Genomic DNA, 19,873 nt, shown 5'->3' with positions numbered 1-19,873 from the left:
GGTTTGGTAACAACTCGACGTGACCGATTCGCACCGGCCGAGCGGTCGTTCGGGCGGTGTGAACTGGCGTTTTCCGATAGTTCGACTGCCTACAGATATTCATCAATGGACTACCGGCGAGGTTACCGACGGGTATACCCGCGGGTCACTTTCAAACATGAGGAAAGCCTCATTTTTGTGTGTAAACATGGTCTCCATGCGCATCTGACGACGCCAGGCGTCGAGGCCTGGCTCTGGAGATGGATCATGTTGGAGCACAACATGATCGACAGCGTAGTGGTCGCTGACAGGTGGGAACGGCTCGCAGGTGCGCAACCAAAGACGATGAGCGGTGTCACGCCCGCAAACCATCAAGATTGAACAGCTATGAGGGAGCCCCGTGACCATTCACCAGTTTCGCGCAGGAGCAGAAGAGAACTCATCCTGGGCCCCGCGCCCGGATGGATCGTTGATCGACCGACTGCGCGAAGGTGAGCCCTACGCGGTCAGCTTCGGTGGACAGGGCGGTCCGTGGCTGCCCGTGCTCGCCGAACTGGTGATCGACGCAGATCTCGACCGCAGCACCACCAAGATCGTCGAAGCCGCGCAGCGACTCATCGAGCCGGTCTCCGATCAGCTCTCGGCCGTGCGCCCCGATGGCTTCCACCCGCTGAGTTGGGTGCATGCGCACAACAGCGAAGAGACCTTGCCCGCCGGCTCGGCCCTTGCCGCCGCCCCGGTGTCGGTACCCGGCATCCTGCTTGCGCAGCTCGCCGCCATCAGCGCGAACCGCAAGCAGGGACTCGACCTCGACGCATTGCCCCCGGTGGCCGCTGTCGGTCATTCGCAGGGCGTGCTCGCCGCAGAAGCCGTCAAGTCCGCATCCGACGACGGCGGACTGGGTGACGGAGCACTGCTTGCGGTTGCACACTTCATCGGCGCCGCCGGCGCGCTGATCGCCCGCCGCCGAGGCCTGTCCGTGGACGCCGCGGGTAGTCCGATGCTCTCGGTCACCCAGGTCGATCCCGCCCGCATCCAGGTGCTGGTCGACGACTATGCGCAGGGACTGCAGGAATCCGACCGCGTGTCGGCACCGGTCGTCTCGATCATCAACGGCCGCCGTTCGGTCGTGCTCTCCGGCGCGCCGCGTCATCTGGCCGCGTTCATCACCCGGTGTGAGGCAGTCGCCGCCGCGGAGGCGCAGGACCGCAAGAAGAAGCTCACCGGCGGTTCGCCGTTCGCGCCGGTCTTCGATCCGCTCGCCGTGTCGATCGCTTTCCACCACCCGTCCCTGCAAGCCGCCTGCGACCTGGTCGCCGAATGGGCAGCCGCCTGCGACATCGACGAGGTCGCCGCGCGTCGGCTCGCCGCTGCCGTCCTGGTCGATCAGGTCAACTGGGTTGATGCCCTCGACGACGTGGTCAGCGCAGGCGCGAAGTGGATCCTGGACCTCGGCCCCGGAGATGTCGCCACCCGCCTGAGCGTCCCCGTGGTCCGCGGACAGGGGATCGGCCTGATCTCCGTCAGCCAACGCGGCGGACAGCGCAACCTGTTCGCACCCGGTGGCATCCCCGAAGTCCAGACCCCGTGGAGCAGTTACCGTCCCCGGATCGTGTCGCTGCCCGACGGCCGACAGGTCGTCGAGACCGCATTCACCCGTCTGACCGGTCGCTCGCCGATGCTGTTGGCGGGCATGACCCCGACAACGGTCGACCCCGCGATCGTGGCTGCGGCCGCCAACGCCGGTCACTGGGCCGAGCTCGCCGGTGGCGGCCAGGTGACCGAGGCGATCTTCGCCTCGAACATCGCCAAACTGACCGAACTGCTGGAGCCCGGTCGCCAGGCACAGTTCAACACCCTGTTCCTCGACCCGTACCTGTGGAAGCTGCAGATCGGCGGCAAGCGCCTGGTGCAGAAGGCCCGCGCCAACGGTGCCCCGATCGACGGCGTCATCGTGACGGCCGGCATCCCCGAGCTCGACGAGGCAGTCGCCCTCGTGTCCGAACTCGCCGATGCGCATATCCCGTACATCGCATTCAAGCCCGGAACGATCAGCCAGATCCGCTCGGTGATCCGGATCGCCGCCGAGGTGCCGCACTACCCGGTGATCGTGCAGATCGAGGGTGGCCGCGCCGGTGGACACCACTCGTGGGAAGACCTAGACGCGCTGCTGCTGGCCACCTACGGTGAGCTGCGGGCCCGTCCGAACGTCGTCATCTGTGTCGGTGGTGGCATCGGCACCGCCGAGCGCGCCAGCGAGTACCTGACCGGTGCCTGGTCTGCCGCGCACGACTACCCGCTGATGCCGCTCGACGGCATCCTCGTTGGCACCGCCGCCATGGCCACCAAAGAGGCGACCACTTCGCCGCAGGTCAAGGAACTCCTCGTCAACACCCCGGGGTGTGACGAGTGGATCGGGGCCGGATACGCCGCTGCCGGAATGGCCTCCGGTCGAAGCCAATTGGGCGCCGACATCCACGAGATCGACAACGCCGCCTCCCGCTGTGGCCGGTTGCTCGACGACGTGGCCGGAGACGAAGAGGCTGTCGCCGAGCGTCGCGACGAGATCATCGAGGCGCTGTCCCGAACCGCCAAGCCGTACTTCGGTGACGTCGCGCAGATGACGTACCAGCAGTGGCTCGAACGTTATGTCGAGCTTGCCGTTGGCGATGCCACCGGCGAGGCGACCTGGGCCGACATCACCTGGCGTCAGCGTTTCATCGAGATGTTGCAGCGCGCCGAGGCTCGCCTCAACGATGCCGATCGCGGCCAGATCACCACCCTCTTCGGACACAGTTCGGCGACCGACAACGCCGGTGCCGCAATCGATGCACTGATCGCGGTCTATCCGTCGGCAGGCACGGATGTGTTGCATCCCGCCGATCTGGTGTTCTTTCTCGAGCTGTGCCGCACCCCGGGCAAGCCGGTCAACTTCGTGCCGGTTGTCGACAAGGACGTCCGCCGCTGGTGGCGCAGTGACTCGTTGTGGCAGGCCCACGACCCCCGTTACAGCGCCGACGAGGTGTGCATCATCCCGGGCACCGTTGCCGTTGCCGGCATCACCCGGGTCAATGAGCCGGTCGGAGACCTGCTCAACCGTTTCGAGGCCCAGGTCGTCACCGATCTGGTCGGCGCAGGCGAGCAGCCGCAGCGGATCAGTGCCCGGCTGCGGGCCGGACTGGTCGACGTCGACGGAGTCCTCGGCAGCGTCATCGAAGCCCTGAACGTCCAGTGGTCGGGCCGTCTGGTCGCCAATCCGATTGCGCTGCTGGGCGATCGTGATGCCTGGGAGTTCCCGTCCTCGGACCGCGGTGAGCACGAGCCCACCGGTGCCGTACTCGAACGCACCGACGACGGTGCTGTCCTGAACGTGCCGATCGGTAAGGCAATCGTCTCGATCCCGATGGTCGTCGACAACTCCATCTTGGACGGCGGCGCCCCGAAGGTGACCGTCGATGCAGCCGCCGGTGCGATGCGCCAGCTGCTCACCGTTGCCGCAGGCGGATCGCTGACCCCGGTTGCCGACCGCACCGCGACCACCACCGCGACCTGGGATCCGGAAGCTGTCGCCGACCATGCGGCCGTGACCGCATACACGCTGCCCGAACATCTCAGTGCCTCACTGCCGCAGGGCGCAGGTGGCTTTGCCAACCCCGACACCCTCGTCGGGCTCTGCTGGCCGACCGTGTTCAGCGTGATCGGCGCGGCCACCACCAACGACGGCGCGCCCGTCGTCGAGGGCCTGCTCGATCTGGTCCACCTCGACCACGCGACATCCACCGTCGGTGAGCTGCCCCGTACCAAGGCCGAGTTCACCGTGACCGCAACACTTTCCGATGTCACCGACACCGACCTGGGTCGCGTGATCACCGTCGCCGTGTCGATCGCCGACGGATCGCGCGTCATCGCAGAGATGACCGAGCGGTTCGCCGTGCGGGGACGCACCGGTGCCGGAGAGCTGTCCGATCCGGATCGTGCCGGAGGCGCCCTGAGTGCCAAGGCCGGTGACGCAACCCGGAAGAAGCTGCGCGAGGCCAAGGTCGCCACACCGTCGCGGATGCACGGCTTTGCGCTGGTCTCGGGCGACCACAATCCGATCCACGTCAACGACTCGGCCGCAAAGATGGCCGGCCTCGGTAGCCCGATCGTGCACGGCATGTGGCTCTCGGCCGCAGCGCAGCACGTGGCGACGGCCACCGACTCCAAGAACCCGATCCCGGTTCCGCGTGCACTGCAGGGCTGGACCGCCCGGTTCCTGGGCATGGTCCGTCCCGGCGACGAGGTGACGATCCGCGTTGATCGCGTCGGCATGGACGCCGGCCGCGACATCATCGAGGTCACCTGCAAGGTGGGCGACCTGCTGGTCATGCAGGCCACCGGACTGCTGGCGCCGCCGAAGACCGTTTACGCGTTCCCGGGCCAGGGCATCCAGAGCAAGGGCATGGGTCTCGACGCCCGCGCCCGCTCCAAAGCCGCCCGCAAGATCTGGGACCGTGCCGACAAGCACACCCGAGATGCACTGGGCTTCTCGATCCTGGCCGTGGTCCGCGACAACCCGACCACGCTGTCGGCAGGTGGCACCACCTACCAGCATCCCGACGGCGTCCTGTTCCTGACCCAGTTCACCCAGGTTGCGATGGCAACCCTCGGTGTTGCTCAGATCGCCGAACTGAAAGAGTCCGGAGGCTTCATCGAGGGCGCGATCACCTGTGGCCACTCGGTCGGGGAGTACAACGCGCTGGCCGCCTGTGCCGGGGTTCTCCCGCTCGAGGCCGTGCTCGAGGTCGTCTTCCAGCGCGGCGAGGCGATGCACCATCTGGTACCGCGAGATGCCAAGGGCCGCAGCGACTACCAGATGGCGGCGATCCGGCCCAGCCAGTTCGGTCTTGCCGACATCGACGTCATCCCCTTCGTCAACGAGATCGGTGAGCGCAGCGGCGAGTTTGTCGAGGTCGTCAACCTCAACCTGCTCGGTTCGCAGTACGCCATCGCCGGCACCGTGAAGGGTCTGGAAGCACTCGAAGCCGAAATCGAGGTGCGCCGCGCGAAGACCGGTGGCAAACGCTCGTTCATCGTCATCCCCGGCATCGACGTGCCGTTCCACTCGACGGTCCTGCGCGCCGGTGTGCCCGACTTCCGGCACCGTCTCGACGATCTGCTTCCCGAGCACATCGACCCCGACATCCTCGTCGGCCGCTATGTCCCCAACCTGGTTCCGCGGATGTTCAACCTGGGCCGCGACTTCGTCCAGGAGATCGCCGACCTGGTCCCGTCCGAGCCGCTGAACGAGGTTCTGGCCGACTGGGATTCATGGACCACAAAGCCCAGTGCCCTGACCCGGGTGATCCTGATCGAGCTGCTGGCCTGGCAGTTCGCCAGCCCGGTCCGGTGGATCGAGACGCAGGATCTGCTGTTCACCCCCGCCGAGCGTGGCGGTATCGGTGTGGAGCGCTTCGTCGAGGTCGGCGTGAAGTCCGCACCGACGCTGAGCGGCCTGGCAGGCAACACCCTCAAGCTCGACGACTACCAGCAGGCGATCGTCCAGGTGCTCAACATCGAGCGCGACTCCGACGTCATCCTGTCCAAGGACAGCGCGCCTGAGATCGACGAGGACGAGGACGACGTCGTGGCGCAGGCTCCGGCCGAGACCGGCGCACCGGCAGCTGCTGCACCTGTCGCGGCGGCTCCGGCTCCTGTTGCGGCTCCGGCTGATTCAGGTCCGCGCCCGGACGACATCTCGTTCGGTCCGACCGACGCCGTGAACTCGGTGATCGCGCTCTGGACCAAGATCCGTGTCGATCAGATCGGATCGGCCGACACCATCGAGGCGCTGTGTGACGGTGTCTCCTCGCGTCGCAACCAGTTGCTCCTCGACATCGGTGGCGAGCTCGGTTTGGGTGCGATCGACGGCGCCGCCGAAGCAGAGATGCCGGCACTGTCGACAACAGTGAACGCGCTGGCCCGTGGCTACAAGCCGCTGGGATCGGTGCTCACCGACGCGGTGGGCGATCAGATCCGTAAGGTCTTCGGACCGGCGGGCAAGCGTTCGTCGTACATCGAAGACCGCGTCACCTCGGTCTGGCAGCTCGGCCCCGGCTGGGCCCTGCACACCACCGTTGCGGTCGCACTCGGAAGTCGTGACGGCGTGAGCGTGCGCGGTGGCGATCTCGGTGACCTGATCTCGACGGCACCGGCCAACACCGACGCCGTTGATGCGCTGATCGATGCCGCGGTCGCGAAGGTCGGCGCCATCAAGGGCATTCTGGTGTCCAAGCCGGCCGCCGGTGGCGGTGGTGGCGGAGGCACGATCGACGCTGCTGCCCTCGGCGAGCTGACAGAACAGTTCACCGGACGCAGTGGGGCACTGGCCTCGGCCGCCAGGACCATCCTGGAGAAGCTCGGTCTTGACGATGAGGTTTCGGCAGGCGAGCCTGCCGAGGACAACACCGTCGCCCTCGAGCGTGTCAACGCCGAACTCGGTTCGGACTGGCTACGCGTTGTGGCACCGGCTTTCGACGAGCGTCGCGCGATCCTGATCGACGATCGCTGGGCCAGCTCCCGTGAGGATTTGGCACGGTTGTGGATCGAAGACGAGCATGTGCTCGACCAGGACTTCTACGACATCGCTACACGCTTCGTCGGTGCCGGAGAGACGGTGTGCCATCAGGCGACGTGGTGGCAGGGCAAGGCCCTGGCCAACGGTTATCAGGAGCACTCGCGCCTGTACGCCCAGATCGCCCATGCCGCACAGGATCCACAGCCGTCGTCCTACGCCGACGACATCGCAGTGGTCACCGGCGCCAGCAAGGGTTCGATCGCGGCCGCGATCGTCGAGCAGCTCCTGGCCGACGGCGCAACGGTTGTCGCGACGACCTCGCGTCTGGACGATGGCCGCCTGGCGTTCTTCAAATCGCTGTACCGCCGAAGCGCCCGCGGAAACGCTGCGCTCTGGGTGGTTCCGGCCAACCTGTCGTCGTACACCGACGTCGACGAACTCGTTTCGTGGATCGGCAGCGAACAGACCGAGAACCTCGGTGGCAAAACAGGTGTGGTGAAGCCGGCCCTCAAGCCGACGCTGCTGTTCCCGTTCGCCGCGCCGCGGGTTGCCGGTGACCTCACCGATGCCGGTGGTCGCGCCGAGCTCGAGATGAAGGTGCTGCTGTGGTCGGTCGAGCGGTTGATCGCCGGTCTCGGTGACATCGCAGCCGATCATCACCTGGCGGCCCGCCTGCACGTGGTGCTGCCCGGTTCCCCGAACCGTGGAATGTTCGGTGGAGACGGTGCTTACGGCGAATCCAAGGCTGCACTCGACGCGCTGGTGAAGCGTTGGAACGCCGAGGATTCGTGGAACTCGAAGGTCACCCTGGCCCACGCCCTGATCGGCTGGGTCTCCGGAACCGGCCTGATGGGCCACAACGACGGACTCGTCGACGCCGTGGAGGCTGCAGGCGTCAAGACGTGGTCGACGGCCGAGATGGCCACCGAGCTGCTCAAGGCCGTCACTCCCGAGGCGCGTGCGCAGGCACGCACCGAACCGTTGCAGCTCGACCTGACCGGTGGGCTCGGCGACGCCAAGCTCGACATGAAGGCGCTGGCGCAGGCACAGGCCGACGCGGCTGCCGCGACCGAGGACGACACCGAAGACGACGAGCCGACCGTGGCGGCACTGCCGGCACCGGCTCGCGCACCCGAGTCGACCACTCCGGCGTGGGGCAACATCGACGCCCGCCCCGAAGACCTCGTGGTCATCGTGGGCGCCGGTGAACTCGGACCGTACGGCAGCAGCCGGACCCGCTTCGAGATGGAGGTCGCAGAAGAACTGTCGGCCGCCGGTGTGCTCGAGCTGGCCTGGAGCACCGGCCTGATCGTCTGGGAGGCCACCCCGAAGCCGGGCTGGTACGACGCCGAATCCGGTGATCCCGTGGCGGAGTCGGAGATCGCGGATCGCTACCACGACGCTGTGGTGGAACGTTGCGGCATTCGTCGGTACGTCGATGACGGCGACATGATCGACAACACCTCGCCGTTGCTGACGTCGGTGTTCCTCGACAACGACCTGACCTTCTCGGTTGCGTCGGAGACCGAGGCGCGGTCGTTCCTGTCCGCGGCTCCCGACAAGACCAAGATCAAGGTCGACGCCGAGAGCGGCGAATGGCAGGTCACCCGCATGTCGGGCACCGAGATCCGCGTCCCGCGCAAGTTCAAGCTCAGCCGGACCGTCGGCGGTCAGATCCCCACCGGATTCGACCCCACCCGCTGGGGTGTGTCCGCGGACATGACCGAGTCGGTCGACCGCGTGGCGCTGTGGAACCTGATCGCCACCGTGGACGCCTTCCTGGCCTCCGGATTCGAACCGTCGGAACTGATGCGCTGGGTCCACCCCGGTCTGGTCGCCAACACCCAGGGCACCGGCATGGGCGGTATGACGTCGATGCGGTCGCTGTACCTCGACACCTTCACCGGTGAGGCCAAAGACAACGCCATCCTGCAGGAAGCTCTGCCGAATGTTGTTGCGGCCCATGTGGTCCAGTCGTACATCGGCAGCTACGGCGCGATGATCCATCCGGTCGCCGCCTGCGCCACCGCCGCCGTCTCGGTAGAAGAGGGTGTCGACAAGATCAAGCTCGGCAAGGCGCTGTTCGCAGTGGCAGGCGGCTTTGACGACCTCGGTATCGAGGGCATCGTCGGATTCGGTGACATGTCGGCCACCGCGGAGTCGTCGAAGATGGCCGCACAGGGCATCAACGAGCGTCGCTATTCTCGCGCCAACGACCGTCGTCGCGGCGGATTCGTGGAGTCGCAGGGCGGCGGCACGATCCTGCTCGCCCGCGGCGATGTCGCGGCCGAGATGGGTCTGCCGGTCCTCGGAGTCGTCGGTTGGGCACAGAGCTTCGGCGACGGCGTCCACACGTCCATCCCGGCGCCGGGTATCGGTGCACTGGGTGCGGCTCGTGGACAGAAGGATTCGGGCTTCGCCCGGTCGCTGCGCCAACTGGGTGTGAGCCCGGACGACGTGGCGCTGGTCTCCAAGCACGACACCTCGACCAAGGCCAACGACCCCAACGAGGCGAACCTGCACGAGCGTCTTGCCGCGGCCATCGGCCGCAGCGATGGTGCGCCGCTGTTCGTTGTCTCGCAGAAGTCGCTGACCGGTCACGCCAAGGGTGGTGCCGCTGCCTTCCAGCTGATCGGCCTGTGCCAGATGCTGCGCGATGGCGTCATCCCGCCGAACCGCAGCCTGGACTGTGTCGACGAGGCCATGGAGGAGTACAAGCACCTCGTCTGGCCGACCGAGCCGCTGCACTTCGGTGACCGGTTCGCGCTCAAGGCAGGTCTGCTGACCAGCCTCGGATTCGGTCACGTCTCCGGCCTGATCGCCGTCGTGCATCCGGAAGCCTTTGTCGCATCGCTTGATCCGGCTCAGCGTGAGCAGTACCGGACCGCGGCTGCAGAGCGCTCACGGTTGGGCCAGCAGCGTCTGCTGGAGTCGATGTTCGGTGGAAAGCCCGCGTACCAGCGGCCGCCGAACCGGCGGTTCGACGACAGCGCATACGAGGGTGACCAGGAAGCGGCGATGCTGCTCGACGGTGACGCCCGACTGTCGGTCAACGGACACTACTGAGTCATGACGGTTATCGGAGTGGGGATCGACCTCGTGTCGATCCCCGGCTTCGCCGAGCAGCTGCAGCAGCCGGGCACCACATTCGCCGACCGGTTCACGGTGGGGGAGCGTCGCGACTCTGCATCCGGCACCGGCGATGACGCCAGGCATCTGGCTGCCCGGTGGGCGGCAAAGGAAGCCGTCATCAAGGCCTGGTCGGTGAGTCGGTTCGCGCGAAAGCCGTTGTTGCCGATGATCCGGCACGGCGACATCGAGGTTGTCACCGATACGTGGGGTCGGCCTGCGATCAGACTGGGCGGCGAGATCGCCGGGCATCTGGAAGGCACCGTTGTGCACATCTCGCTGACCCATGATGGCGACATGGCAGCAGCTGTGGCAATCATCGAAGAGGCCCCGAAAGAAGACTGAATCACCCGCTCGCGGAAAGCCGCCGGATCACTCTGTGGTCTGGCGGCTTTCGGGGTTTTCGAGCATCATGTATCGCCCGAGCATGAGTTTGAGTTCGGCCACGGTATCGGCGTGGTTGTGGCCTTCCTGCACCGAGAAACTGAGCAACGAATACGCCGTGTGTACCAGCAATTCCGACATCAGGGCCCGGCGGTCGCGCTGCGGTGTCAACGGCGCGATGATGCGCGCCACCTGGGCGGCCAGGGCGCGTTCGTGGACTGTCGCGGTGGCTCGGGTGGCCGGAGTCGACTGAACGGCCAGCCACACGGCCCGCCGGGACGGATCGTCGTGCCAGAGTCGGGCGAGGTGATCGATGAACTTCTCCAGCAGACGAGGCCAGTCCAGCGACGGGATCTCCGCGGCAAACGTCGCCAGCTCATCCTGAACCCCGGCAGCATCCTCTCTGTCGAGCTCACAGACCACCACGTACTTGTTCGCGAAGTACTGATAGAGGGTGCCGATCGGGACATCGGCACGGGCTGCGATGTGCTCGCAGGTCAGTGATTCGAACCCGACCTCGATGAGCAGCTCCCGCGCAGCGGCCAACATCGCGTCGAAACGCAGCTGACTACGTTGCTGCGTTGGTCGCTTGCGGGGGACCAGCGGTTCGGCACTGAGCAGCCGGGACGCGCCGGATCCCGGAGCGCTGGTCTTCAGCGCACCAGTGGTTCCGTGCCCGGGGCCCGGCTGCCGCTCCACCATGAACGAGCTTGCCTCCGGTCAGACCGAGAGGTCGCGGCGCAGCTTGGCCACGTGGCCGGTGGCCCGCACATTGTATTGGGCAGCAGCGATTTTGCCGTCCGCGTCGACAAGGAAGGTGGAGCGGATCACGCCGGTCACCGTTTTGCCGTACATCTTCTTCTCACCGAACGCGCCCCAGGCCGTCAGGACCGACTTGTCCACATCGGACAGCAGCGGGAACGTGAGGTTTTCCGCATCGCGGAATTTCGCGAGCTTGGCCGGCTTGTCGGGCGAGATCCCGATGACATCGATGCCCTCGGTGTTGAGCTCGGCAAGGCTGTCGCGGAAGTCGCAGGCCTGCTTGGTGCAACCGGGTGTACTCGCTGCCGGATAGAAATAGACGATCACCTGCCGACCGCGGTAGTCCGCGAGCGAGACGATGTTCTCGTCGGCATCGGGCAGGGAAAAATCGGGGGCGTCGTCGCCCACAGCCAAGCGTGTGTTCTCAGTCATCGAACTCAGGCTAGCCGAGTAAGTAAACAGTGTGGCGCAACACGTGCAACATGGTCGGTGAACTACCGTAGAGCAGAAGACCTGACCGGACCGATCCACGCCCGCAATCTGCGGCGCGGACGGCACTGTACCGATGGAGGACCTGTGGCACGCGACACCGACAGCATCGAACGCGATATCGAGCGGGCCCGCGATGAACTGGCGGGGACACTCGACGCTCTGGCCACCCGTGCCAACCCGCAGCGCCTGGCCGATGACGCCAAGGCGACCGTCGTGGCCACCGTCCGCAAACCGGTGGTCGCCGGGACGCTGATCGCGGTGGGCGTGGTCGTGGTCGCCATCGTGATCAAGAAGATCGTCAGCTGAACGAATGAATGGCGGGGGACCGCCGTCCTCGCACGCCCGCCCGGTGACCAATGATCACCTGGTGGGCGTTTGTGGTTTTAGGGCCAGTCGGAGAATCGGCGGACACCCGCGATGAAGGGTCCCTGATCGGCGATGTGCAGTCGTTGGATTGCTGCGGCCGAACGTCATTCGGGCAAAAGAAAAACCCCCAGTTGCCTGGGGGTTCAACTCTGTTGTGCGCCATCAGGGACTCGAACCCCGAACCCGCTGATTAAGAGTCAGCTGCTCTGCCAATTGAGCTAATGGCGCTTGCTTCTTACCGTGTTCTTCACTTCGTCTTGCGAGATAGAACGCTATCAGGCCGACCCTCGGAAATAAAAATCGCCTGGTCGACCCGCTCGAGGGGCGTGGAAACCACTGGTCCGCAGCGGGCTTCGTGTAGTGAGCGTCACAATATCGGCTGATTATTGTTTCATGCACGTCGGGTTTAACACGTACACTTTCGCCTAGTTAGTTTCTTGCCCGCGTCGTCGGGCCTTAGTCAGATCTTGGGAGTGTGATGGGGTTCAGGCAGGCCTCTGTGACCCGGAGGGCGAGTACGCCCACGGTTCTGTTGATTCTGTTGGTGACACTGGCAGGTGTCGCGTCGGCATGCTCTTCTGATCCCAAGCCTCCGAAGTACAGCGATCAGGTCGTCAGCACAACACCGTTCGACGATCTGCTGCAGCCCGCGGTCGAGGTCACCGGCCTCGCGAACGAGCCCGTCATCGACGGCGACGTCGGTTTCGCGCCGGGTGCACCCGTGCAGGTGACCGCAAATGATGGTCGCCTGACCAATGTCAAGATCACCAACACAGCCGGCGTGGTCGTGCCGGGCGTGATGTCGGACGACCAGAAGACGTGGACGGTCCCGGCGGGCTCGTTCGGTTACAACAAGCGGTACACGCTCGTCGCCGACGCCAAGGGCATCGGCGGCAAGACCCAATCGAGCCGGACATTCACGACCAGCTCGCCGAACAACTTGACCCAGGCCTATCTACTGCCGGAGAAGGGTTCGACCGTCGGTGTCGGAATGCCTGTCTCGATTCGCTTCGACGAGTCGATCCCGAATCGCAGGGCTGCGCAGGACGCGATCACCGTCAAGACCGATCCGCCGACCGAGGGTGCGTTTTACTGGCTCAGTGACACCGAACTGCGCTGGCGGCCGGAGAACTTCTGGAAGCCGGGCACCAAGGTCGATGTCGCGATCAACACCTACGGAATCGACCTCGGGGACGGCCTGTTCGGTCAGGAAAACCTCAAAACGAACTTCACCATCGGTCGTGAACTGATCGCTGTCGCAGACGACAACACCAAGACGATCACCATCACCGAGAACGGTGAGGTGATCAAGACCATGCCGACTTCGATGGGCAAGGATTCGACACCCACGGACAACGGCACGTACATCATCGGAGACCGCCTCGATGAGATCGTGATGGACTCGTCGACCTACGGAGTTCCGGTGAACTCTCCGGCCGGGTACAAACTCGACGTCGATTACGCGACCCAGATGTCGTGGAGCGGTATCTACATCCACTCCGCCCCGTGGTCGATGTACGCGCAGGGTAGCGAGAACACCAGCCACGGCTGCCTGAACGTCAGTCCGGACAATGCCCTGTGGTGGGTGCAGAACTCGCTGCGCGGCGACATCGTCACCGTCAAGAACACGGTCGGTCCCGAGCTGTCGGGCACCGATGGCCTCGGTGACTGGAACATCCCCTGGGAGACCTGGAAGAAGGGCAACGCCTGATTCAGGCTGCTTTCCGGTTGGTCCCTGTCATGGACCGTAGACGCCGGGTGGTGATCGTCGAGAGACGGTTACTGCCCGGCGTTTGTCATATGAGCCCCTGAATCCGTCGTACCCGAATCGGGTGTCGCAGTGGGACAACGAAGGCCGCTGCGGGGAAATGAGGACCGAAACTCCGGGCCGGGGATCTCGTTGCCGCGGAGGCGATGGCGGGCAAACGCAGAAACGGTCTACCGCGCCGAAGCGCGATAGACCGTTTCTGTTTGGGTGGACGACGGGACTCGAACCCGCGACAGCCAGAATCACAATCTGGTGCTCTACCAACTGAACTACGCCCACCATCGGTACCCGCTGAGCGGGACCGGAACTAACTTTAGCGGTATGCCGGGCAGAAACTCCAATCGGTTCCTGACCTGCGGTTCATCAAGCCGGACCGAGTGTTTTTGTCACTTCTTCGATGGCGGGGGAGTCCGGTCCGGGCTGCGGTACGAACACCGTTGCGCGGTAGTACTTGAGCTCGCGGATGGATTCGCGGATGTCGGCCAGCGCTCGGTGCGCCAGGCCCTTCTGCGGCTGGCCGAAGTAGACCTTCGGGTACCAGCGCCTGCTCAACTCCTTGATGGAGCTGACGTCCACCATCCGGTAGTGAAGGTAGCTGTCGAGCTTCGGCATGTCCCGGGTGATGAAACCGCGGTCTGTGGCGATGGAGTTACCGGCGAGGGGTGCCGCGCCGGCGGAGCCGATCTGCGAGCGCAGATACTCCAGCACCATCTTCTCGGCCTCCTCGAGGGTGACCGTGGAGGCTCGCACCTCTTCGGTCAGGCCGGAGGCGGCATGCATCTTCTTCACGACGTCCGGCATCGCTGCCAAGGCGTCGTCGTCGGCATGGATGACAACGTCTACGCCGTCGCCCAAGATGTTCAGTTCGCTGTCGGTGACCAGAGCTGCGATTTCGATGAGTTTGTCACTGCCCAATTGCAGGCCGGTCATCTCGCAGTCGATCCACACAAGTTTGTCTTGCATCACATCACCCTAGTTCAGCGATACCCGTTGCCCGAGGCCAGTGGGCCGAGTGGGTGGATGATCGGCCCGTCAGTCACCGAACTTGCGGTAGAAGGCGCCGACGATCGGGGCGGTGAACTTACGTGGGCTGTAGCCGCCCGCGACCGACATCGCCTTCGACAACAAGCCCGGTACCACGCGCATCTTGTTGCGTTCCAGCGCATCCAGGCTCATCTTGGCCACGTACTCGCTCGAGTTCCAGAGGAAGTCCGGCACCAGCCGGTCGACGGTGCTGGCTTCCTCCGGCGAAGGGGTCTGGGTGCGAACGGGTCCCGGTGCCAGCAACGTCACGTGTACGCCTTGGTCGGCGACCTCGCCGCGCAGGGACTCGGACAAGGTGTTCACGAATGCTTTTGTCGCGGCGTAGGTGGCGTTGTGGGGGATGGGCATGTTGCCCGCAGCGGAACCGACCATGAGGATGCCGCCTGAGCCCCGGCCGACCATCTGGGGCAACACCGCCAACGTGAGGTCGTGGACGGCCACCGCATTCAGGTGGACCTGAGCACGTTCGTAGTCCGGATCCAGGTCGGCGAGTGCACCGAATGTTGCGATTCCGGCGTTGTTGCACAGGATGGAGATCTCACGCCGGGCCAATTCGTCGCAGAGTGCGGTGGTGGCGACGGGATCGGACAGGTCGGTGGCACGTACCTCGACCTCGACACCGAACTCGGTACCGAGGTCGGAAGCGGTCGCATTCAAGATCTCTTCGCGACGGGCGACGAGGATCAGTCCATGGCCGCGGCGCGCCAACTCGGTGGCAAGTGCGGCCCCGATCCCGGACGAGGCCCCGGTGACAACGGCACGCGCGGACAACGACGGCTGCGGAATACCCATGGCGCAGATCGTAACGGTGTCCGGCCATACGGCGGTCAAGTGTTATACGGCGGTCAGGCGAAAGAGGCGCAGTTCGCGGGACGTCCGACCGTTGTAGACCCGATATACGTCGGCCATCGTTTCGAACTCGTGGAAGATCCGGACCTTCTCAGCGCCCTCGAGAGGTGTGGCGGTGGCCTCGATCTCGCTCCCGTCGATGTTGACCCACGCACCCGGGTTCGCCAGCAGATTGGCGGTCCATGCGGGGTGGTGGGCCTGCCCGAAGTTGGAGCCGACCACAAACAGCTCCGGATCTTCCCGGTAGAAAATGAGAGGCGACGTCCGCCGTTGACCGCTCTTTGCGCCGACGGTGGTGAGCAACATGGTCGGAGCGCCGATCGGACCGAGCGTCGTGTACTTACCGTTGGTCCGGCTCATCAACCGTCGGTCGATCGGCGTCAGCTTCCGGATCGCCAACGATCCCGCGGGGGTGGCCGCGAAGGCCAGCGCCAACGATTTCAGTCGGGAATCTTCGGAACCCCAACGTCTATCCGGAAATGGCGTGGCCATCGCGACCCCTCTCGCTGGGTCAGACGATACTCGCGGCGACCTCGGTACCTTGGCGGATTGCACGCTTGGCGTCGAGTTCGGCGGCCACATCGGCGCCACCGATCACGTGGGTGTTCACACCCCCGACGGTCAACGGGTCGATCAGATCGCGCACCGATTCCTGTCCGGCACAGACCACGACGGTGTCGACGTCGAGGATGCGGGTGGTGCGATCCCCGCCTTCTTCTTTCGGAGCGAAACCCAGGTGCAGCCCGGCGTCATCGATCTTGTCGTAGGTGGCGCCCGAAATCTGTTCCACGCCCTTCATTTTGATGGTGGCGCGGTGGACCCAACCGGACGTCTTGCCGAGGGTCTTACCTTGGCCCCCGGGCTTGCGCTGGACGAGGTAGACCTTGCGGGTGGCCGGAGTCGGCCGTGGCTTTCCGATAAACCCCGGAACGGTGAGGTCGTCGGTGATGCCCCATTCCTGCTCCCACTCCTTGATGTTCAGGGTGGGGGAGTCGTCGACGATGAGGAACTCGCTGACGTCGAATCCGATTCCGCCGGCGCCGATCACCGCGACGGTCTTTCCGATCTCACCGCGACCGAGGACGGCATCGGCGTACGACAGCACCTTCGGGTGGTCGATGCCCGGGATGTCCGGCATTCGGGGTGTGACACCGGTGGCGACGATGACGTCGTCGAACTTTTGCTCGATGAGTTCATCGGCGGTGATCCAGGTACTCAGGTGTACCTGCACGCCGGTGACTTCGAGCTGTCGCTTGTAGTAGCGGATGGTCTCGGAGAACTCTTCTTTGCCCGGGATCCTGGCCGCGATCGAGAACTGGCCGCCGATGTGTTCGCCGGCCTCGAAAAGGTGGACGTTGTGTCCACGCTGGGCGGCGGCGACAGCGGCGGAGAGCCCGGCGGGGCCGGCGCCGACCACTGCCACACGCTTGGCCTTGCGGGTGGCGCCGAGGGTCAATTCGGTCTCGCGCCCAGCCCGTGGATTGAGCAGGCACGAGACCTTCTTGCCCACGAATGCGTGGTCGAGGCAGGCTTGGTTGCATGCGATGCAGGTGTTGATCTCGTCGCCGCGGCCCTGCTGTGCCTTGTTGGCGAACTCGGGATCGGCGAGCAGTGGTCGGGCCATCGAGATGGCGTCGACCCGTCCGCCTTCGAGGATCTCTTCGCCGAGTTCAGGTGTGTTGATCCGGTTCGAGGCGATCAGCGGGATCGACACCTCTTCGCGCAAGCGCTCGGTGTAGCTGACAAACGCGCCACGCGGAACCGACGTGACGATCGTGGGTACCTGCGCCTCATGCCAGCCGATATCGGTGTTGATGGCGTCGACGCCGGCAGCCTCGAGTTTGCGTGCCAGTGAGGCGATTTCGTCCCACGTCTGGCCGTCTTTGACCAGATCGGCGATCGACTGGCGCATGATCACCATGAAATCGGGGCCGGCCTTCTTGCGGATCTCCTTCGCGATCTCGACGACGATCCGCTGTCTGTTCTCCGTGTTACCACCCCACTTGTCGGTGCGGTTGTTGGTGCGCTTGCAGAGGAAGGTGTTGAGCAGGTAACCCTCGCCGCCCATGATCTCGATGCCGTCGTAACCCGCATCTCTGGCGAGTTTTGCGCAGCGACCGTACGACCAGATGGCGTGCTTGATGAGCGCATCGTTCATCTTGATCGGCTGGAAGGGGTGAACCGGCGATTTCTCCCAGCTGACACTGAACTTCAGCGGTGTATATCCGTAGCGACCGGCGTAGAGGATCTGCATTGCAATCTTGCCGCCCTCTTTGTGCACGGCGTTGGTCAGGCGCCGGTGCCGGATGACGTCGACCTTGTTGGTGAGTTTGCTCCCGAAGGGCAGGAGAAGTCCTGCGCGGGTCGGTGCGATGCCACCGGTGATGATCAGACCGGCGCCACCGCGCGCACGTTCGGCGTAGTAGGCGGCGAGCTTGTCGGTGTCCCAGATGCGATCTTCGAGACCGGTATGCATCGATCCCATGATGATGCGGTTCTTCAACACGGTTTTGTTGATCGTCAACGGTTCGAACAGCTTTGGATATGGAGTTGTCATTGCAAGACCTTCCTTCGTCACGGGGGCTGGCCGTGTTGTCAGCTGTGGGGCTATGAGTCGAGGACACCTTCGAGTGCCGCGATCACTTCGTCGCACCAGTCGATGAAACCGACTTCGATGCGCACGCCACCACGCAGCACGAGGTGTTGTTTGAGTTTGCGCAGGCTCAGGGCGCTCGGATCGGGATAGTCGTTCTTTTCGAACTCTTGGTAGAGACGCAGGCGTTCTTCGTGGAGGGTGCGTTGGCGGCGTAGTTCACTGATCAGCTGGGGTAGATCTGCGGCTTCGGCGGCCCTGATCTTCACGCCCAATTCGTCGCGGAGTTGTTGGGGCTCGGTGGGTGTTCCGACCCAATCACTCAGTGCGGCGCGGCCTTTGGCGGAGAGCGTGTAGACCTTTTTGTCGGGCCTGCCGTCTTGCGCAACCGACTCGAAACTGACCAATCCATCGGAGTGGAGCTTCTTGAGCGTCCGATAGATCTGCTGGTGTGTGGCAGACCAGAAGTGGCCGATCGACCGGCTGAACTGCTGGCCGATTTCGTAGCCGGTGCCCGGTCGCTCGGCTAGCGAGGTCATGATCGCGTGTTCGAGTGCCACCTCTGCACAATACCCATGCAACGCGGCACTATGCAATGGTGTTCATATAACCAGAAGTTCATATGGTTGACCTGCGTATTGATCCAAATCATGCCGCCATGAGCTCGAGAAGGCTCGCCTCGAGCCGACTGTGGGTGTCGCTTCGCCGTCGGCACATGGGCAACGGTGTGGCAGGACGCGGGAGCTCAGGCGCGACGGAGATGTGGCGATGACCCGTGGGTGTTGTGACGGCTATCGAGTGCCGCTGGGTTTTCGATGGCTGCGTAACCGAATGCCACCCCGGTGCCTGCTTTGCGTAATTGCAGTCCTCGCACAACCCTTGTCCGTTCTCGCTGGTCGTGGGTCCCTCGATGCTATGGGGCGTGACATGGTCGGTATGCCGTACCGGGGCATCGCAGTATGGGGTGCGACAGATCTGATCGCGTAGGCGGACCAGTAGTGCCAGTGCCTTGGGAAATATTCGGGCGACTGATTCCATGGCCACCAGCACGCCGGTGGCTGGTTTCGCGAACAACCGCCTGATCGTGAGCCTTGTGTCGCGGTCGGCGGCCGCGGCAACCAGTTGGCGAGCAATGCCGGCCGGGATCGGGCCGTACCCGTCGACATGGGCGGCGTCGTCGGCGTCACCCAACAATGCGGCATCCGATACGACCAAGTTGACCGTGATCGGTGGGCCGTCGGCGGCGGCGCTGCCGGTGACCCGCTCGAACAAGACGTCGGCCATGATCTGATCCCGGGAGCGGCCATCGCCGTCACCGCGGTGCAGATCAGCTGCTCGACGCAGGGCAGCGATCACTCCGACGCCCTGGGCGACCGGTAGGAGTGCGCTCACCGTTGCCATGGAATCGGGTGCAGGTCGCGAGGTGACCCGGCGGTCTTTGGACGCTTTGGCGGCACGCGCGACAACTGCGTGTGGATCTCGTTGATAAGCAAGTGCTTTGGCGCGAGCTGTGAGTGCCTTGTCGCCGACGCCCTGCAGTCCGTCCGGATCGGCGCATAGCTCGGCATCGATGGCGACCCGGTCCGCGACATCGAGGTAGGCCGTTTCGCGAACCAGGATGGTGGCACGCCACTCGGAAAGGTGACCCGATTCGAGTGCGGCCATCGTATGGGGCATTTCATCGACCACAGCCCGGGCGAAACCCAGGTATCGGCCCCCTCGATGGGGCGAGACTCGTCGGGCCAGTCCGACCTCCGATGCGATGCCTGCACCGACCTTCTTGCCGGGCACCCCTTGTTCTCGATGTTCCTCACGGCGCCTGCTGTAGAGGTTCATGGTCGCCCTTGCCTGGGCTGCGGCGCAAGCGGCCTTGAGGTCTTCGAGTGCCGTGATCTGATCTACCGAATCGGCAGCGGGAAGATCAAACAGCATATGTTGCAAGGCATCTCGA

At 64.7% G+C, this 19,873-nt stretch carries 12 protein-coding genes and 2 tRNA genes; 4 read left to right on the top strand and 10 right to left on the bottom strand.

From position 1 onward, the window contains the following. The first annotated feature begins 379 nt into the window (after positions 1 to 379). Positions 380 to 9,601 (top strand): fatty acid synthase subunit beta domain-containing protein, encoded by a 9,222-nt coding sequence (locus tag AC56PL_RS19325; protein WP_497154802.1) that lies wholly within the window; start codon positions 380 to 382, stop codon positions 9,599 to 9,601. A 3-nt stretch (positions 9,602 to 9,604) separates the two neighbouring features. Beyond that, positions 9,605 to 10,009, top strand: coding sequence for a holo-ACP synthase AcpS (gene acpS, locus AC56PL_RS19320; RefSeq protein WP_497154801.1), 405 nt, complete (start codon positions 9,605 to 9,607; stop codon positions 10,007 to 10,009). 27 nt (positions 10,010 to 10,036) lie between these two features. Here acpS and AC56PL_RS19315 read toward each other — a convergent pair whose 3' ends face one another. Together AC56PL_RS19315 and bcp are read right to left on the bottom strand one after the other, a co-directional pair. Continuing rightward, a complete protein-coding gene (locus AC56PL_RS19315) occupies positions 10,037 to 10,750 on the bottom strand; it encodes a TetR family transcriptional regulator (protein ID WP_495516847.1) in 714 nt (237 codons plus the stop codon). An 18-nt stretch (positions 10,751 to 10,768) separates the two neighbouring features. After that, positions 10,769 to 11,242 carry a thioredoxin-dependent thiol peroxidase gene (gene bcp / locus AC56PL_RS19310; RefSeq protein ID WP_482144738.1) on the bottom strand — a complete coding sequence of 158 codons (474 nt, stop codon included), beginning with the start codon at positions 11,240 to 11,242 and terminating at the stop codon, positions 10,769 to 10,771. A 144-nt stretch (positions 11,243 to 11,386) separates the two neighbouring features. Here bcp and AC56PL_RS19305 point away from each other — a divergent pair, with 144 nt between their 5' ends. Further along, positions 11,387 to 11,608 (top strand): DUF3618 domain-containing protein, encoded by a 222-nt coding sequence (locus AC56PL_RS19305; protein WP_497154800.1) that lies wholly within the window; start codon positions 11,387 to 11,389, stop codon positions 11,606 to 11,608. A gap of 215 nt (positions 11,609 to 11,823) precedes the next feature. On the opposite strand, the gene AC56PL_RS19300 is transcribed toward AC56PL_RS19305, so the two are convergent. Then, a tRNA-Lys gene (locus tag AC56PL_RS19300) sits at positions 11,824 to 11,896 on the bottom strand. A 250-nt stretch (positions 11,897 to 12,146) separates the two neighbouring features. On the opposite strand from AC56PL_RS19300, the gene AC56PL_RS19295 reads away from it, so the two are divergent. Beyond that, complete coding sequence (locus AC56PL_RS19295; RefSeq protein WP_495516845.1) at positions 12,147 to 13,379, top strand: Ig-like domain-containing protein; 1,233 nt, start codon at positions 12,147 to 12,149, stop codon at positions 13,377 to 13,379. Between the two features lie 263 nt (positions 13,380 to 13,642). On the opposite strand, the gene AC56PL_RS19290 is transcribed toward AC56PL_RS19295, so the two are convergent. The 7 genes from AC56PL_RS19290 to AC56PL_RS19260 all read right to left on the bottom strand — a co-directional run bounded on the left by AC56PL_RS19290 (position 13,643) and on the right by AC56PL_RS19260 (position 19,854). Then, a tRNA-His gene (locus tag AC56PL_RS19290) sits at positions 13,643 to 13,715 on the bottom strand. A gap of 84 nt (positions 13,716 to 13,799) precedes the next feature. Next, positions 13,800 to 14,399, bottom strand: coding sequence for an oligoribonuclease (gene orn / locus AC56PL_RS19285; protein WP_495516844.1), 600 nt, complete (start codon positions 14,397 to 14,399; stop codon positions 13,800 to 13,802). Between the two features lie 69 nt (positions 14,400 to 14,468). Then, positions 14,469 to 15,272 carry a mycolate reductase gene (gene cmrA, locus AC56PL_RS19280; RefSeq protein WP_495516843.1) on the bottom strand — a complete coding sequence of 268 codons (804 nt, stop codon included), beginning with the start codon at positions 15,270 to 15,272 and terminating at the stop codon, positions 14,469 to 14,471. 42 nt (positions 15,273 to 15,314) lie between these two features. Then, positions 15,315 to 15,821, bottom strand: coding sequence for a nitroreductase/quinone reductase family protein (locus tag AC56PL_RS19275; protein ID WP_495516842.1), 507 nt, complete (start codon positions 15,819 to 15,821; stop codon positions 15,315 to 15,317). Between the two features lie 19 nt (positions 15,822 to 15,840). Continuing rightward, positions 15,841 to 17,886 (bottom strand): FAD-dependent oxidoreductase, encoded by a 2,046-nt coding sequence (locus tag AC56PL_RS19270; RefSeq protein WP_497154799.1) that lies wholly within the window; start codon positions 17,884 to 17,886, stop codon positions 15,841 to 15,843. 50 nt (positions 17,887 to 17,936) lie between these two features. Next, complete coding sequence (locus AC56PL_RS19265) at positions 17,937 to 18,482, bottom strand: helix-turn-helix transcriptional regulator (RefSeq protein WP_495516840.1); 546 nt, start codon at positions 18,480 to 18,482, stop codon at positions 17,937 to 17,939. Between the two features lie 88 nt (positions 18,483 to 18,570). Further along, positions 18,571 to 19,854, bottom strand: a complete 1,284-nt coding sequence (locus tag AC56PL_RS19260; RefSeq protein WP_497154798.1) for an HNH endonuclease — start codon at positions 19,852 to 19,854, stop codon at positions 18,571 to 18,573. Positions 19,855 to 19,873 lie beyond the last annotated feature (19 nt).

The sequence above is a fragment of the Williamsia sp. Y721 genome, assembly GCF_059683565.1.
Note: the sequence above shows the minus strand (reverse complement) of the source record. Positions and strands in the feature narration are given on the sequence as shown.